A 14,398-nucleotide genomic window follows, 5' to 3' on the forward strand; every position below is an offset into this window, starting at 1 on the left:
CGATGTTTTAGCCGTTGGATGAGCGCTACATGGTAGATTTCGCCAAGGAAACCATTCCCGTCAGCCTTGAGCAGGAGATGCGGCAGTCCTATTTGGACTATGCCATGAGCGTCATCGTCGGGCGTGCCTTGCCCGATGCCCGCGATGGACTCAAGCCTGTGCATCGGCGTGTTCTCTATGCCATGCACGAGATGAACAACGACTGGAACAAGCCGTACAAAAAATCCGCCCGTGTCGTGGGGGATGTGATCGGCAAGTACCATCCGCATGGGGACACGGCGGTCTACGATACCATCGTGCGTATGGCGCAGGATTTTTCCATGCGCTACCCCCTCATCGACGGACAGGGTAACTTCGGCTCGGTGGATGGCGACAGCCCTGCAGCCATGCGTTACACGGAAGTACGCATGGCCCGTATTGCCCATGAGATGCTCGCCGATATCGACAAGGAAACGGTCGATTTTGGTCCCAATTACGACGAGAAAGAGGTCGAGCCACTGGTCCTGCCGGCCCGTATTCCCAATCTGCTGATCAATGGTTCTGCGGGCATTGCCGTGGGCATGGCCACCAACATCCCGCCGCACAATCTCAGTGAGGTCATGAATGCTTGTGTGGCCCTGGTGGATGACTCCGACCTTGCCGATGAGCAGCTCTTCGCACTGGTACCGGCGCCGGACTTTCCCACTGCGGGGATTATCCTGGGTCGTGAGGGTGCACTCGAGGCGTATCGCAGTGGACGGGGTCGGGTAGTGATGCGTGCCCGGGCGGAATTTGAGACCGATAAAAAATCCGGGCGGCAGAGCATCATTGTCAGTGAACTGCCGTATCAGGTGAACAAGGCCCGCCTCATCGAGCGAATCGCCGATATGGTGAAGGAAAAGCGCCTCGATGGCATTTCGGATTTGCGCGACGAATCTGACAAATCCGGCATGCGTATTGCCATCGAGCTCAAGCGCGATGCCAATGCCGATGTGGTACTGAATAATCTCTATCAGCACAGCGCCATGCAGAGCGTGTTCAATATCAACATGGTGGCCTTGTTGGATGGGGCGCCACGTACCCTGGGTTTGCGGGATTTACTGCAGGCCTTTCTGCGCCATCGGCGTGAAGTGGTTACCCGGCGCAGCATCTTCGAGCTGCGCAAGGCGCGGGATCGCGCGCACATCCTAGAAGGGCTGGCGGTGGCCCTGGCCAATATCGATCCGCTCATTGCCCTGATTCGTGCAGCCGCGAGCCCCGCCGAGGCCAAGGCGCAGATGCTGGCGCGGGCGTGGGAGCCGGGCTTGGTTGCTGCCCTGCTGCGCGAGCGTAACGAACCCTCGGCCGGCTTGCAGCCGGACGGTTATCACCTCTCTGAGGCCCAGGCCCAGGCCATCCTGGACCTGCGTTTACATCGCCTTACCGGTCTGGAGCAGGACAAGATCCGCGACGAATATCTGAGCTTGCTCGAGCGCATCGCCGAGCTTTTGGCGATTTTGGGTTCCGATGCGCGCCTGATGGCGGTGGTGCGCGAAGAGCTGGTGGCCATTCGCGATCAATATGGCGATGCCCGGCGCAGTGAAATCGTCGCCGATACCGGCAATATCAGTAATGAGGATCTCATTGCTGAGGAAGATATGGTCGTCACCTTTACCCATGCGGGCTACATCAAAGCCCAACCGGTTACGGCCTTCAATGCGCAGCGCCGCGGTGGGCGGGGCAAGGTCGCGACCACGACTAAAGAAGAGGATTTTGTCGAGCGCATGTTTGTGGCTTCGACCCACGCCTATGTGCTCTTCTTCAGTAATCTCGGCAAGGTCTTCTGGGAGAAGGTCTATCAATTGCCGCAGGCTGGACGTGGCGCGCGCGGCAAGCCCATCGTCAATCTTCTTTCCCTCGCGCCAACGGAGCGCATCACCACCGTGCTGCCGGTCCGCGAGTTCCTCGAGGGCTACTACGTCTGCATGGTCACGGCGCAGGGCGTGGTAAAGAAAACCCCGTTGATGGACTATTCCCGTCCGCGCAGTCAAGGGATCAACGCCATCAATCTCGATCCTGGCGATCGTCTGGTGGCCGTGTGCCTCTCCGATGGGCAACGCGAGTTCATGCTCTTTACCCGCGATGGCATGGCGGTGCGCTTCCCCGAAGACAAGGTTCGTCCCATGGGCCGTACGGCACGAGGGGTGCGCGGTATCTCTCTGGCGGAGGAGGATCGCGTCATTTCTGCCCAGTTGGTGGACGAACAGCAGGTCATCCTCACTGCCACTGCCAATGGCTATGGCAAGCTCACCCCGGTGGCGAACTACCGTCGCACCAACCGCGGCGGCAAGGGCGTCATCGCGATCCAGAGCAATGCGCGCAATGGCAAGGTGGTAGGGGCGTTGGCGGTGCAGGACAGCGATGAGCTGATGTTGGTATCGGACGGGGGCACCCTGATTCGGATGGCGGTGCAGGAAATTCGCCGTACCGGCCGCAATGCCCAGGGAGTGCGCCTAATCAATCTGGGAGAAGGCGAACATCTGGCGGGTCTGGCGCTGATTGCGGACACGGAAGAGGATGAGGAGGGGCAGGGCGAGCTGCCGATCGACGCGTGATGAAGAGCGAGATCTATAACTTCAGTGCGGGCCCAGCAGTATTGCCCAAAGCAGTTTTGGCGCAGGTCCAGGAAGAACTCCCTGACTGGCACGGCAGTGGCATGTCGGTGATGGAGATGAGTCATCGCGGCCCCGAGTACAGCGGCATTATCGCCGAGGCGGAGGCGGATCTGCGCCAGCTCCTCGCGATCCCGGAAAATTATCGGGTGCTCTTTCTGCAAGGGGGCGCGAGTCAGCAGTTTGCCATGGTGCCCATGAATCTGTTGGCTGGAGGCCGAGCCGCTTATGTCGAAACCGGCATCTGGTCGCGCAAGGCGAGTGCCGAGGCACGGCGTTTCGGCGCGGTCGATGTGGTGGCGACGAATACCGGCAGCCTGGACCATGCTGTGCCGCGGAAGGAGACTTGGACGGTCCAGCCGGAGCATCGCTATTGCCATATTGCCGATAATGAGACCGTTGACGGCATCGAGTTCGATTTTGTGCCCGATTTAGGTTCCGTTCCCCTGGTCAGTGATGCCTCCTCCAATATCCTGTCCAAGCCGCTGGATGTCCGTCGTTTCGGCCTCATCTATGCGGGCGCCCAGAAGAATATTGGGCCGGCCGGTCTCACTCTGGTCATTGTGCGGGAGGATCTCCTCGGCCAGGCTGGGGCTGCCGTGCCCACTATGCTCGATTACGCGGTGCATGCACGCGAGCATTCCATGTACAACACCCCGCCCACCTTCGCCATCTATGTCGCCGGTTTGGTCTTTCGCTGGTTGCAGCAGCAGGGTGGTCTGGTTGCTATGGCAAAACAGAACGCGCGCAAGGCGGCCCTGCTCTATGATGCGATTGATCAGTCCGCTGGCTTTTATCGTAACGATGTTGCCCGAGCGAACCGCTCGCGCATGAATGTGCCGTTTTTTCTGCAGGACGATCGCCTCGATGCCGTATTCCTTCGGGAAGCGGCGGAGCGGGGACTGCTGCAGCTCAAGGGACATCGTCTGCTCGGTGGCATGCGCGCCTCGATCTACAACGCCATGCCCGAGGTAGGAGTGCGTGTCCTGGTCGATTTTCTGGCGGATTTCGCCCGTCGCCATGGCTGAACTAGAAAAGGATCGCCTCCTGACCTTGCGTCAGGAAATCGACCGGATCGATACCGAGATTCTCCGTCTGCTGTCCGAGCGCGGTCGCTTGACCCAGGCCGTTGCGGAGTGCAAGGAGGCGGCGGGTAGCACGCAGTTCTATCATCCCGACCGGGAGGCGGAGATTCTGCGGCGCGTCATGGCGGAAAATCCCGGCCCCTTTTCTGCCGCCCACGTAGGCATGATCTTTCGCGAAATCATTTCGGCGGGGCTGGCCTTGGAGCAGCCGTTACAGGTAGCCTATCTCGGCCCAGCCGGCACGTTCTCGCAACTCGCCGCCGAAAAACATTTCGGGCATGCCGCCTGTTTTCAGCCAACGAGCAATATCGCAGAGATTTTTCGCCAGACCGATAGTGGAGCGACCCAATTTGGTGTCGTGCCGGTGGAGAACAGTACCGAGGGGGCCGTCAATCAGACCCTCGATTTGATGCTTGATTATCCGCTGCAGATCTGCGGCGAGGTCGAATTGCGGATCGTACACAATCTGGTGGCCAGCATCCCACGCAGCGCCATTCGCCGCGTGCATGTGCATTACCAGACCCGTGCCCAGTGTCGTCAGTGGTTGGCACAAAATCTTCCGACCGTCGAGCTCTGTGATGCCCCGAGCAACGCTGAGGCGGCGCAGCGGGCAGCGGCAGACCCGGAGGGCGCAGCCATATCGACATTAGCGGCGGCGGCACACGCCGGTCTGCAGGTGTTGGTCAAAGGGATTGAAGATAACCCCGAAAATAGCACGCGTTTCTGGGTAATTGGGAAGATTTCGACGCGCAGCACCGGGGCGGACAAGACCAGCATCGTGGTTGGCGGTGCCCATCGCGCTGGTAGCTTGCACGCCTTGCTGGCACCCTTTGCCGCAGCGGGCATCAGCCTAACGCGCATAGAATCGCGACCGGCGCGCAGTGCCCGTTGGCAATATGTGTTCTACCTGGATTTCCTGGGCCATCAGCAGGATTCTGGTGTGCAGGATGCCCTACAGATCCTGCAAGAACAGGCAGCGTTCCTGCGTGTTCTCGGCAGCTATCCCAAGGCGGTGTATTGATGTCCTTCTCCGTGCAGACGATGCCCTGGATCCAGGGCTTGCAGCCCTATCAACCCGGTAAGCCCCTCGCCGCTTTGGAGCGTGAGCTGGGCATTCGTGATGCCATTAAACTCGCCTCCAATGAAAATCCCCTCGGCACGAGTGCGGCGGTGCAGGCTGCCATCCGCGCCGCGAGCGGCGATCTCGGGCGCTATCCCGAGGGGGCTGCAGCGGAGCTGCGTTCCGCCCTTGCGCGACAGCTTGAGGTTGATGAAGCGCAGATCCTGTTCGGCAATGGTTCCGACGAGATCATCACCCTGCTGTGCCGCGGTTTTGTCGGGCCGGGTAAGGAGGTGATCGTTTCGCAATATGCCTTTGCTGCCTATGGCATTGCTGCACGCTCGGTAGGCGCTGAGCTCGCAGTGGTTCCAGCAAAGGACTATGGCCATGACCTGGATGCCATGCTGGCCCGGGTCACGCCAGCAACGCGCTTGATCTTTCTGGCGAATCCCAACAACCCGACGGGTACCTATTTTTCTGCGGCGACCCTGGATGCCTTTCTGGCACGGGTGCCGGCGCAAGTTTTGGTGGTCCTCGACGAGGCCTATGCGGAGCTGATGTCGGCTGGCGAGTATCCGAATGGTTTGCACCGACTGGGCCGTTATCCAAATTTGTTCGTCACCCGGACTTTCAGCAAGGCTTACGGGCTTGCTGGTTTGCGTTGTGGCTATGGCATTGGCCATCCGGACCTGGTTGCCCTCCTCGAACGCCTGCGACTGCCTTTTAATATCAATAGTCTGGCGCAGGTCGCGGCGCGTGCTGCCCTGGCGGATGCTGCGCATCTGCAGGCCACGCTGGACAACAATCGTGTGGGTCTCACTGCGCTGCACGAGGGCTTGCAGGCGTTAGGATTGACAACGCTGCCGGCCGCGGGCAACTTTATCACCTTTTTTACCCCAGGTGCGGCGCAGCCGATCTATGAGGCTTTGCTGCAGCGTGGGGTGATCGTCCGACCGTTGGCACCGTATGGCTTGTTCTCCCAGCTCCGGGTGAGCGTCGGCAAGCCAGAGGAAAACCAGCGCTTTTTACAGACTTTGGGTGAGGTACTCTGAATCATGATCGTCATCGTCAAACCCCAGGCAACTGAGGAGCAACGGGAACAGTTGTTGCGGCGCATCCGCGAGTTGGGTCTGCAGCCCATGGTGAGCAACGGGTCGGAACGTACCGTGGTAGGTCTCATCGGTGACGAGCGCTTGATTGCCGAAGGGATGTTGGAGTCCTTGCCCGCCGTGGAACAGGTCATGCCCATACTTAAACCCTACAAACTCGTCAGCCGCGAATTCAAGGCCACCGACAGCATCGTCGAGGTGCGTGGTATTCCTTTCGGCGGCCAACAGATCCAGATCATTGCCGGGCCCTGCTCGGTGGAGACGCCCGAGCAGATGCGCCAGGCCGCCGCCGCCGTGCGTGCCGCGGGCTGTCGTCTGATGCGCGGCGGTGCCTTCAAACCGCGTACCAGTCCCTATACCTTCCAAGGCGTCGGAGACGAGGGGCTCGATTATTTCCGTGATGCCGCCGACGCCTATGATCTGCCTATCGTCACCGAGCTGATGGATGTGCGCAAGATCGACCTGTTTCTCGAAAAAGGCGTGGACGTCATTCAGATCGGCACCCGCAACATGCAGAACTTCGACCTGCTCAAGGAAGTCGGGCGTCTGCAGGTGCCGGTCATCCTCAAGCGCGGCATGAGTGCGACAGTGAAGGAATGGCTGATGGCGGCAGAATACATCGCTGCGCATGGCAACCATCGCATCATCTTTGCCGAGCGTGGGATACGCAGCTTCGAAACCAGTTATCGCAATATCCTGGACGTCACAGCGATTCCTTTCCTCAAAAAGGAGACGCATCTGCCCGTCATCGTTGATCCCAGCCATGCCGGTGGCAAAACCTGGCTGGTACCCGCCTTGGCTAAGGCAGCGATTGCCGCCGGCGCCGATGGCCTGCTGATCGAGTCTCATCCTTGCCCGGAAGAGGCCTGGTGCGATGCCGACCAGGCCTTGAGCCCCGAGCAATTGCAGACGTTGATGGGGGATTTGCGCAAACTTGCCGAGGCCGTCGGGCGCAGTCTCTGACATGAGTCGGTTTCCCTTCCAGCGCATTGCCATCATCGGTTTGGGCTTGATGGGAGGGAGTCTCGCCCTGGCCTTGCGCCAGAGCGGCTTTGACGGGTCTCTGTTCGGTGCCGACCAGTCCGCCGCAAATCTGGCCTTGGCGGATTCTGCGCAAACTTCCGCGTCGCCCGTGTTTGACGCGCTGGTTGCGGACGCGGCGGCATTGCCTTGGTCAGAAATCGACCTGCTCGTTCTCGCCGTTCCCCCGGCCGCTTTGCCTTCCTACTATGCCCTGGCAGCGGGGCAACTCTCCGCCGCGGCCATCGTCACGGACCTTGCGAGTGTCAAAGGCGAGCATGTGGCTCAGGCAGAGGCACTGCTGGGATCTCGCTTTTTTTCTTCGCACCCCCTGATCGGCGCTGAGCGGCAGGGTTTTGCTGCCGCACGCGCGGAGCTCTACACCGATTATCGCTGTGTGCTCTGCCCAGGTACCGAGAGCGATGGTGCTGTGGAAGAGGCATTGCGACAATTTTGGCAGGCCCTGGGCGCACAGGTCATCGTCCTGAGCAGCACAGATCACGATCAAGCCCTGGCGGCCACCAGTCACCTTCCGCACCTTCTCGCCTCGACTTATCTCGCTCTGCTTGCCGATGACGCGTCCTTGGGAGAACTCGCCGGCAGCGGTTTGCGCGATTTCAGTCGCATCGCCGCCAGCGATCCACCACTTTGGGCAGAGATCCTGGGCCAGAATCGCGTTGCGGTATTGCACTGGTTGCGCCGCCTGCAGGGGCAGTTGGCCTTGGTCGAGGCAGAACTGGCCAAGAATGATCAGGCGGCGCTCCGCTCGACCTTGGCGCGCGGCCAGGCGGCACGAGCACGCTTTCATTTTCCTGCGGGATGAGGGAATCCATGCATTATCTTGTTCAAGCCGGAGGTTTGTTGCGTGGACGCGTGCGCGTCCCAGGCGATAAATCCATTTCCCATCGCGCGGTGATCCTGGGCGCCCTGAGCGACGGCCAGACCGAGGTCACGGGCCTGCTGGAGGGTGCTGATGTCCTCGCCACCATCGCGGCCTTTCGCTCCATGGGGGTGCGTATCCACGGGCCTGAAGCGGGGCAACTGCGTATCGAGGGGGTAGGGCTGCATGGTCTGCAGGCCCCTACGGCGCCTCTGGATTGCGGTAATTCTGGCACGGCGATGCGGCTCCTGGCGGGCGTTCTGGCAGGCCAGAAATTTTCCAGCACCTTGGTCGGGGATACGAGCCTACAACGGCGTCCGATGGGGCGAGTGATGACGCCTCTGGCGGCCATGGGTGCGAGGATCCAGGCCGAGGAAGGGAGGGCGCCGCTGCATCTGCAAGGGACGAACCTGCACGGCATCGACTACACCCTGCCCATGGCCAGTGCACAAGTGAAGTCGGCGATTCTCCTCGCCGGTCTGTATGCCGAGGGGCGTACCTGCGTGCGGGAACCTGCACCCACCCGCGACCACAGCGAACGCATGCTGCGCGGTTTCGGCTATGCAGTAGAGCAGGAACCCTTGCGTGCCTGTATGATGGGCGGCGGGCGTCTGCAGGGGCAGATCATTGACGTGCCGGGCGATATCTCCTCGGCGACCTTCTTCCTGCTCGGCGCCAGCATCGCGCCGGACTCCGACCTGACGCTGGAAAATGTTGGAATCAACCCTACCCGCACTGGCGTGATCGAAATCCTCACGCGCATGGGCGCACGCATCGACCTCATCAACTTACGCAGCGTGGGTGGTGAGCCGGTGGCGGATGTTCGTGTGCGTTCCGCGACCCTGCGCGGCATCGACATCCCTCCGCGCCTGGTGCCGCTGGCGATTGATGAATTCCCCGCCATTTTTGTTGCCGCTGCCTGTGCCGAGGGGCGGACGCGCATCCGCGAGGCGGAAGAGTTACGGGTCAAGGAAAGCGACCGGATTGCCGTCGCTGCCGCGGGTTTGCGCCAGCTTGGCATTGCTGTGGAAGAGAGCAGTGATGGAGCGCTCATCGAAGGCGGCACGCTACAGGGTGGCGAGATTGAGAGTCACGGTGATCATCGCATCGCCATGGCCTTTGCGATGGCAGCCCTGCGTGCCGAAGGCCCCATTCATATTCTGGATTGTGCCAATGTCGCCACTTCCTTCCCCAATTTTCCAGAACTTGCGCAATCCGCTGGGCTGCAACTCCAGGTGATGGAATGACCGCCATCCCGGTCATTACCATCGATGGCCCGGGAGGGGTCGGCAAGGGCACCCTGAGTCGCCTCCTGGCTGTGCGCTTGGGTTGGCACTTGCTCGATAGTGGCGCGATCTACCGCGCCTTGGGGCTGGCAGCGGACCGTGCGGGTCTGTTTGCGGAGAACGGCGAGCTGCGTGATCCTGGGGCACTGACGGAGCTGGCCCGCAGCTTACCGCTGCGCTTTGCGGAGCAGGGGAGAGAGACCCGAGCCTTCTTGGCAGAGCAAGATGTTACGGTGCTTCTGCGCAGCGCCGAAGCCGGTCGCTTTGCTTCCTTGGTGGCGGTAGTTCCGCCCGTGCGGAGCGCACTTCTGCAACGTCAGCGTGACTTTCGCCAAGCCCCTGGTCTGGTAGCCGATGGGCGAGATATGGGCACGGTGGTGTTTCCGGATGCGCCGCTGAAGATCTTTCTGACGGCGAGTGTCGAAGAACGATCCAAGAGGCGGCTAAAACAGTTGCTGGAACAGGGGGATAGTGTTAGTCTCTCGCGAATCCAAGCGGAGATCGAGGAACGAGATCGCCGCGATCGCGAGCGTAGTGTGGCACCTCTGCAGCCAGCTCCGGACGCAAGGTTGCTCGACAACAGCGGTCAGGATATTGAAGAGACTTTTCGGGTCCTCGAGGGGTGGGTACAGGACACCTCCGGGGAGTTTTTTTGTCGCCATTGAATGGCATATGCAGATGGTTGAAGCGCAATTCCGCTTCATGACGAGGTTTAGCAAATTTTATGACCACCCCACACAGTGAAATCCATTCTGAGCCCAGTTTTGCCGAACTCTTTGCCGAAAGCGAAAGCTCTCAGGGTCTAAAGCCCGGAGATCTGCTCGTTGGTACGGTAACACGTGTCGATAATGACTTCGTCATGGTTGATGTCGGACTCAAATCCGAGGGACCCATCCCGGCCGAGCAATTCCGTAATGCCGAAGGCGCCCTCGAAGTTCAGGTGGGTGACCAGGTAGAAGTCTGTCTGGAGTCCGTGGAAGACGGCATGGGGGAGACCAAACTCTCCCGTGAGAAGGCGCGGCGCGCCAAGACTTGGGAAGAATTGGAAGCGGCATTTGCCGATAATGCCGTGGTTCGCGGATTCCTTACGGGGAAGGTCAAGGGCGGCTTTACGGTCAGCATTGATGGTGTGCGTGCCTTCCTGCCCGGCTCTTTGGTCGACGTGCGGCCGGTACGTGATGTGGCATATCTCGAGGGCAAGGAACTCGAGATGAAGATCATCAAGCTCGATCGCAAACGCAACAACGTTGTTGTATCGCGACGCGCCGTCGTCGAGCAGGAGCAGAGTGCCGAGCGCGGCCAGCTACTGGAAAGCATTCAGGAAGGCGCAGTGCTGCAGGGTGTGGTCAAGAACCTCACCGATTATGGCGCCTTTATCGACCTCGGTGGAATCGATGGCTTGCTGCACATCACCGACATGGGTTGGCGTCGCGTCAAGCATCCCAGCGAGGTCGTCAATGCGGGTGACGAGGTTCGCGTGATGGTGCTCAAATTCGACCGTGAACGCGGGCGGATTTCCCTCGGCATGAAGCAGCTGGGTGCGGATCCCTGGCAGGATATTGCACGGCGCTATCCGGAACATACGCGCATCTTTGGCAAGGTCACCAATATTACCGATTATGGTGCCTTTGTGGAGATCGAGGACGGTGTTGAAGGGCTCGTGCATGTGTCGGAGGTCGATTGGACCAATAAGAATGTCAATCCTGCCAAAGCCTTGCATTTGGGTCAGGAAGTGGAAGTGATGGTGCTCGATATTGATGAAGAGCGACGCCGCATCTCCCTGGGCATCAAGCAGTGTCTCCCCAATCCTTGGGAAGATTTCTCCGACAATTTCCAGAAGGGTGATCGGGTATCCGGGCAGATCAAGAGCATCACCGACTTTGGCGTGTTCATCGGACTTGATGGTGGCATCGATGGCTTGATTCATCTCTCCGACCTGTCTTGGGATCGTCCCGGCGAGGAAGCGGTCCGTGACTTCAAGAAGGGCGACTCTGTTGATGCCGTGGTACTCAGTATCGATCCAGAACGGGAGCGGATCAGTCTGGGCATCAAGCAGCTCGAGAATGACCCGTTCTTGCATTTTGTCGCGGCCAACGACAAGGGCGAGCTGATCGATGGCGAAGTGCTATCTGTGGATGGTAAAGGCGCTGTCGTGCGCTTGGCCGAGGGTGTCGAAGGTTTTCTCCCGAGCCGAGAGATTGCCAAGGGCGCAATCCTGGAGGAGGGCAGCGCGGTGCGGGTTGCAATCGCCATGGTGGATCGGAAAAACCGCAGCCTGACTCTGGGCAGTAAAGCGCGCGAGGCGGCCCACAGCGCGTCCGCCGAGGATCAGGCTGTCCTCACGCAGCAGTATTCGCGCAGTGCGGCCACGGGCACGACCAGCCTCGGCGATCTGATCAAGGAGCAGCTCAAGCGTAAGCAGGAAGAAGAGGGCTGAGCACCTCCTCGTGCGGCCATCCAGCGCCTGACGTTGGGTGGCCGCTATTTTTCCTGCAATTGGAAGGGTGAATTCAATGACCAAGTCTGAATTGATTAAATATATCTGTGCACAACACCCCCTATTGCCGCCACGTGATATCGAGAATGCCACGCGTCATATATTGGATTATTTGAGCGATGCGCTACAGCAAGACGAACGGATTGAAATTCGTGGCTTTGGCAGTTTTTCGCTACATATCCGTCCCGAGAAAATGGGGCGAAATCCCCGTACAGGCGAATCAGTCATGGTTCCGGAAAAGCGCGTTCCCCATTTCAAGGCGGGAAAAGAGCTGCGCGAGCAAGTGGATTACCGTTCTGAGTCGGTAAATTAGGGGCAATATCGCTACCATGGGCTATCTCAGTGCGGCCCTGGTTCTGCTCGCATTTTTCGGCGGTTGGCTGGCCTCCGCACTTTTTCGCCGGCGTCGTGCGTATGTGCCGATTCCGCGCATATATGTGCAGGGCCTGGGCCATCTCCTCGGTGAGCGTAATGATGAGGCAGTGCAAGCGTTTCTGGACGCGCTGCGACAATACCCGGAGAGTGCTGAGCTGTTGCTGGCCTTGGGGCGCCTCTTTCGTCGGCGCGGTGAGCTCGAGCGTGCCCTGAGCATCCACCAACACCTGTTGGAGCAGCAGGAACTCGACTTGTCCGGTAAGCAGGAAGTCTTGCTGGAGATTGCGCGGGATTATCTCAAGGCCGGCATTCTGAATCGCGCAGAGTCCATTTTGCAGGATCTGTTGCATAGAGATCCCGGCTCCATGAGTGGTCGAGAACTCTTGGCGGAACTGTACGAATTGGGTGCTGATTGGCGGCAGGCCATTCGTGTGCGGCAAGAACTGCGGGAGCGGGGAAGGGCGGGACAGGAGGCAGTAATCGCGCTCCTGTTCTGCCAGCTTGCGGAAGAAAGCCTGCGACATGGCGACGCATTGGAGGCGCAAAAATGTTTGCTGCAGGCAGAACGCGCCGATAGGGCATCGTTGCGTCTTGCCTTGCTGCGAGGTCGCCTGGCGTATCAGCAACAGGATTGGGAAGGCGCAGCGCGATCCTGGTCAGCGTTACTGGCCATCGACCATGCGGCGATTCTTGCCCAGGTCTTCGAGGAATTTCTGGAGAGCTTGGCTCGGTGCAAGCACCCCGATTGCTCTGCCTGGTATGCCCAACTGTTGGCGCATGGTACCAGCCCGGCATTGCTGCCTCGCCTGGTGGCCGCGATCGGCAAGGTAGAGGGAGACGCGGTTGCCGTTCGCTATTTGCAGGGGCGGATACAGCAAAGCGCGGATCTGCAATTGCTGCAATTATACCTGCGCGCGGGGGGTGATCCCGTGCAGGTACTGACGGAGATACAGCGTGCAGTGGCGGAACTGCCCCTGTCGGAAATTGCCTTTCAGTGTCATCATTGTGGGTATCAGACCGCGGAATTTTATTGGCGCTGTCCCAGTTGTCGCCATTGGGGCAGCTTTCGCAGTGGAGGACTGGCCGTTTGACTCCCCTTATCGTAGCACTGGACTTCCCGCGCGCGGAATTGGCGTTGGCTATGGCTGCACGCCTCGACCCGCAGCAGTGTCGCCTGAAGGTCGGTAAGGAATTGTTCACCAGTGCTGGACCGGCATTGGTGGAGGCTTTGCAGAAGCGCGGCTTCCAGGTGTTTCTGGATCTGAAATTCCATGATATCCCGGCGACCGTGGCGGGTGCCTGTCGCGCTGCGGCGTCGCTGGGGGTGTGGATGCTCAACGTGCATGCGAGTGGTGGGCGGGCGATGTTGGAAGCAGCGCGAGCGGCGGTTGATCAGAGCCCTGGGCCGAAACCGCTGCTCATTGCCGTGACCGTGCTGACCAGTCTTGCCAGCCAGGATTTGCGCGAGATCGGTTGCAACGCCGATCCTGCCGCACAGGTGATGCGGCTGGCCTCCCTCGCTGCGGAAGCAGGGCTGGATGGCGTTGTCTGTTCGGCGCAAGAAGCTGGAGCCTTGCGTCAGAAGTGGCCGGACTTGCTGCGCATCACGCCAGGGATCCGCCCGGCAGGGGCGAGTCTTGACGATCAGCGTCGCGTTCTGACTCCCACTGCAGCTTTGGCCGAGGGCGCAGACTATCTGGTCGTGGGACGTCCGGTTACCGCCGCCCCGGATCCTGCCACAGCATTGGCTGGACTGATCGCCGAAATCGAATCTGTCCACCCGTATTGATATCTACGCAAATCTGGAGAATCGGATCATGTCGACGGTAATGCTCAGTGCAGACCAAGTCGTTCATTTGTACGAGGAGGACGGGGCCCTGCTGCATGGGCACTTCCTGCTTTCCTCTGGTCTACACAGCGATACCTATCTGCAATCAGCCAAGGTATTGCAATATCCCCAGCATGCCGCACAGATCGCGGCGGCAATGGTGGCGGGGATTCCCCCGGCGCTGCGGGGAAAAATCACCGCCGTGGTTGGCCCAGCGATGGGTGCTGTGATCGTGTCACATGAATGCGGACGGGCCCTTGGGGTACGCGCATTTTTTACCGAGCGCGAGAATGGGCAGATGACCTTGCGGCGCGGCTTCCGTTTGGATCCCGACGACGTGGTGCTGGTCGTCGAGGACATCACGACTACGGGTGGTTCCACCCGCGAGTGCATTGCGGTCGTGCAGGCGAGCGGTGCGACGGTGGCGGTGGTATCGGCAATCATTGACCGCAGTAGTGCGGGCATTTCCGATTTCGACGGAGTGCCGTATCATCCCCTTCTTCGTCTGCCGGTACAAACCTGGGAGGCCAGTTCCTGCCCTCTTTGTGCCGCAGGCTCGCAGGCCATCAAACCTGGTAGCCGTGGCTTGCGTTGAGCTTGAGCAAATGGGGTCGAGGTCTTAGGATGA

At 60.0% G+C, this 14,398-nt stretch carries 13 protein-coding genes; all 13 read left to right on the plus strand.

Annotated elements, in window-relative coordinates; translation table 11 throughout:
- The first annotated feature begins 29 nt into the window (after positions 1-29).
- The 13 genes from gyrA (at position 30) to pyrE (ending at position 14,365) form a co-directional block, all read left to right on the plus strand.
- On the plus strand, positions 30-2,573 hold the full coding sequence (gyrA, locus tag M5D89_RS07285; protein ID WP_248885169.1) for a DNA gyrase subunit A: 2,544 nt from the start codon (positions 30-32) through the stop codon (positions 2,571-2,573).
- Entirely contained in the window at positions 2,573-3,658 is a 1,086-nt protein-coding gene (gene serC, locus M5D89_RS07290; protein WP_248885170.1) for a 3-phosphoserine/phosphohydroxythreonine transaminase, read from the plus strand. The genes gyrA and serC overlap by 1 nt, the downstream gene beginning before the upstream one ends.
- On the plus strand, positions 3,612-4,736 hold the full coding sequence (gene pheA / locus M5D89_RS07295; RefSeq protein WP_248885171.1) for a prephenate dehydratase: 1,125 nt from the start codon (positions 3,612-3,614) through the stop codon (positions 4,734-4,736). The genes serC and pheA overlap by 47 nt, the downstream gene beginning before the upstream one ends.
- The gene (hisC, locus tag M5D89_RS07300; protein ID WP_248885172.1) at positions 4,736-5,827 is read left to right on the plus strand and encodes a histidinol-phosphate transaminase; all 1,092 of its coding nucleotides are present in this window, start codon (positions 4,736-4,738) and stop codon (positions 5,825-5,827) included. Before pheA ends, hisC begins: the two co-directional genes overlap by 1 nt.
- Before the next feature lie 3 nt (positions 5,828-5,830).
- The gene (gene aroF / locus M5D89_RS07305; protein ID WP_248885173.1) at positions 5,831-6,847 is read left to right on the plus strand and encodes a 3-deoxy-7-phosphoheptulonate synthase; all 1,017 of its coding nucleotides are present in this window, start codon (positions 5,831-5,833) and stop codon (positions 6,845-6,847) included.
- Between the two features lies 1 nt (position 6,848).
- Positions 6,849-7,727: a prephenate dehydrogenase gene (locus tag M5D89_RS07310; RefSeq protein WP_248885174.1), complete on the plus strand. Its 879-nt coding sequence runs from the start codon at positions 6,849-6,851 to the stop codon at positions 7,725-7,727.
- Between the two features lie 8 nt (positions 7,728-7,735).
- Positions 7,736-9,031, plus strand: a complete 1,296-nt coding sequence (gene aroA / locus M5D89_RS07315) for a 3-phosphoshikimate 1-carboxyvinyltransferase (RefSeq protein ID WP_248885175.1) — start codon at positions 7,736-7,738, stop codon at positions 9,029-9,031.
- Positions 9,028-9,735 carry a (d)CMP kinase gene (gene cmk, locus M5D89_RS07320; RefSeq protein ID WP_248885176.1) on the plus strand — a complete coding sequence of 236 codons (708 nt, stop codon included), beginning with the start codon at positions 9,028-9,030 and terminating at the stop codon, positions 9,733-9,735. The genes aroA and cmk overlap by 4 nt, the downstream gene beginning before the upstream one ends.
- 59 nt (positions 9,736-9,794) lie before the next feature.
- Positions 9,795-11,507 (plus strand): 30S ribosomal protein S1, encoded by a 1,713-nt coding sequence (rpsA, locus tag M5D89_RS07325; RefSeq protein WP_248885177.1) that lies wholly within the window; start codon positions 9,795-9,797, stop codon positions 11,505-11,507.
- A 76-nt stretch (positions 11,508-11,583) separates the two neighbouring features.
- Positions 11,584-11,880, plus strand: coding sequence for an integration host factor subunit beta (locus tag M5D89_RS07330; protein ID WP_248885178.1), 297 nt, complete (start codon positions 11,584-11,586; stop codon positions 11,878-11,880).
- Between the two features lie 16 nt (positions 11,881-11,896).
- The gene (locus M5D89_RS07335; RefSeq protein WP_248885179.1) at positions 11,897-13,033 is read left to right on the plus strand and encodes a tetratricopeptide repeat protein; all 1,137 of its coding nucleotides are present in this window, start codon (positions 11,897-11,899) and stop codon (positions 13,031-13,033) included.
- Positions 13,030-13,731, plus strand: a complete 702-nt coding sequence (gene pyrF / locus M5D89_RS07340; protein ID WP_248885180.1) for an orotidine-5'-phosphate decarboxylase — start codon at positions 13,030-13,032, stop codon at positions 13,729-13,731. Before M5D89_RS07335 ends, pyrF begins: the two co-directional genes overlap by 4 nt.
- Positions 13,732-13,759: 28 nt before the next feature.
- Positions 13,760-14,365, plus strand: a complete 606-nt coding sequence (gene pyrE / locus M5D89_RS07345; protein WP_248885181.1) for an orotate phosphoribosyltransferase — start codon at positions 13,760-13,762, stop codon at positions 14,363-14,365.
- Positions 14,366-14,398: the final 33 nt, after the last annotated feature.

Origin of the sequence: Acidithiobacillus acidisediminis (assembly GCF_023277115.1) — a bacterium.
Lineage (GTDB): Bacteria > Pseudomonadota > Gammaproteobacteria > Acidithiobacillales > Acidithiobacillaceae > Igneacidithiobacillus > Igneacidithiobacillus acidisediminis.

What these genes read in the sequence shown, in the direction of transcription:
- gyrA (WP_248885169.1), top strand. Translation starts at nt 30, where the DNA reads ATGGTAGATTTCGCCAAGGAAACCATTCCCGTCAGCCTTGAGCAGGAG.
- serC (WP_248885170.1), top strand. Translation starts at nt 2,573, where the DNA reads ATGAAGAGCGAGATCTATAACTTCAGTGCGGGCCCAGCAGTATTGCCC.
- hisC (WP_248885172.1), top strand. Translation starts at nt 4,736, where the DNA reads ATGTCCTTCTCCGTGCAGACGATGCCCTGGATCCAGGGCTTGCAGCCC.
- aroF (WP_248885173.1), top strand. Translation starts at nt 5,831, where the DNA reads ATGATCGTCATCGTCAAACCCCAGGCAACTGAGGAGCAACGGGAACAG.
- M5D89_RS07310 (WP_248885174.1), top strand. Translation starts at nt 6,849, where the DNA reads ATGAGTCGGTTTCCCTTCCAGCGCATTGCCATCATCGGTTTGGGCTTG.
- aroA (WP_248885175.1), top strand. Translation starts at nt 7,736, where the DNA reads ATGCATTATCTTGTTCAAGCCGGAGGTTTGTTGCGTGGACGCGTGCGC.
- cmk (WP_248885176.1), top strand. Translation starts at nt 9,028, where the DNA reads ATGACCGCCATCCCGGTCATTACCATCGATGGCCCGGGAGGGGTCGGC.
- rpsA (WP_248885177.1), top strand. Translation starts at nt 9,795, where the DNA reads ATGACCACCCCACACAGTGAAATCCATTCTGAGCCCAGTTTTGCCGAA.
- M5D89_RS07330 (WP_248885178.1), top strand. Translation starts at nt 11,584, where the DNA reads ATGACCAAGTCTGAATTGATTAAATATATCTGTGCACAACACCCCCTA.
- M5D89_RS07335 (WP_248885179.1), top strand. Translation starts at nt 11,897, where the DNA reads ATGGGCTATCTCAGTGCGGCCCTGGTTCTGCTCGCATTTTTCGGCGGT.
- pyrE (WP_248885181.1), top strand. Translation starts at nt 13,760, where the DNA reads ATGTCGACGGTAATGCTCAGTGCAGACCAAGTCGTTCATTTGTACGAG.